Source organism: Gordonia sp. NPDC003425, from assembly GCF_053588635.1.
In genome coordinates, this window is record NZ_JBSFQI010000045.1 from 1 (window position 1) to 1,473 (window position 1,473).

General features: G+C 65.2%; 1 protein-coding gene. It reads right to left on the bottom strand.

The genetic code is table 11. The features are described from left to right. Positions 1-13: 13 nt before the first annotated feature. A complete protein-coding gene (locus tag ACWDTD_RS20500; protein ID WP_223374543.1) occupies positions 14-1,324 on the bottom strand; it encodes an ISL3 family transposase in 1,311 nt (436 codons plus the stop codon). Positions 1,325-1,473 lie beyond the last annotated feature (149 nt).

A 1,473-nucleotide genomic window follows, 5' to 3' on the forward strand; every position in this document is an offset into this window, starting at 1 on the left:
GGCTCTTCCGGATTCAGAGTGCATGCAGTCGTTCTGCGAGTTGGCCGGAGTGGATGAGTGACCGCAAGATGTAGTGGTTGAGGTTGCGGAAGCCGAGGGCGATTCCGCGGAGGTGCTCGAGGCGTCCGTTGATGGCTTCGACTGGCCCGTTGGAGGCGCCGGTGTCGAAGTAGGCCAGGATCTCGGCACGTCGGGCCCACAACGATCGGCCCAGCTGCGCCACCTCCGCGAGGCCTGCGGGTAGGCCGGTGTGGATTCGTTTGAGCAGCTTGTACATCGCGATCTTCCCGTCCCGCTTGTTCGGCTGGTCGTAGGCGTCGATCAAGTCCTGGTAGATCGCGTAGGTGACCGCAACGGCCACATGCTCGTCACGGGTGTCGAGGCCGGCGCGCAGGCGGGTCTTCTGCTTGTCGGTGAGCAACCCAATCCGGGTCAACAGGGTGCGGCGGATACCGTAGAGCGGATCCCCGCTGCGACCCCGATGCCCGCACGTATCCTGTTGCACCCGTTGACGACACAGGGTGAGTTTCTCCGCGGCCAGATGCACCACATGGAACGGATCCATCACCGCGCGCGCCTTGTCCAGCGACTCGGCCGCCGCGGTGCGATAGCCGCTGAACCCGTCCATGGTCACCACCTGGATACGATCGCGGAATGCCTGATCGCGGGCGTCGAGCCAGTCCTTCAACGCGGCTTTGGAGCGGCCGGCGACCATGTCCAGCAATCGTGCCGGCCCGGTGCCATCGACCAACGGGGTGAGGTCGACGAGCACGGTCACGAAACTCGAATCCCCCTGGCCACGAACATGTTTCCACTTGTGCTCATCGACTCCGAGGACCCGCACGCCCGCGAGCCGGTCAGGTGCGGCCGCCAGGGACCGCGCCGCCTCGCAGGCCAGGATGTTGACGGTGTTCCAGCTCAACCCCACCGCGGCGGCCGCGGCCGTGACCGACATTTTGTCGCAGATCATCGACCGCAGAATCCAGGTGGTGGTGCGGCAGGTGACCTGCGCTCGCGGGGCCACGATCGCGCTGAGGTCGGCACGGAAGATCGACGTCGAGCAGTCGCTGGTGGCGCACGTGTAGCGCGGCACCGTCAGGTGCAGCCGGGTCGGGTGCCCCACGATCGGCAGATCAGCGACCTCGCGGTCGACATGATCACGCAGCCGGCCCGCCTGCCCGCACGTCGGGCAGGTGTTCTTTGGGTCCAGGAGCTGGCAGAACAGGTGGGTGCGGTCCTCGCCGTCGATGGCGGCATCGGTGATCGTCACACCGAGCTCGATGGTGCGGCAAATCGTGTCGGCAATAGCGCTACGCTGCGTCATGGGTCCTGTTGGTGTGAGCGGTGGTTGTGTAGGAGCTTTCATCCTCACACCACAGGACCCGCCCACATCACGCAGGCTCACACCGCAAATCCGACCTACATCTTGGGGTCAGTAGAACCTGTTTCACGCACCGTCAATCCGGAAGAGCC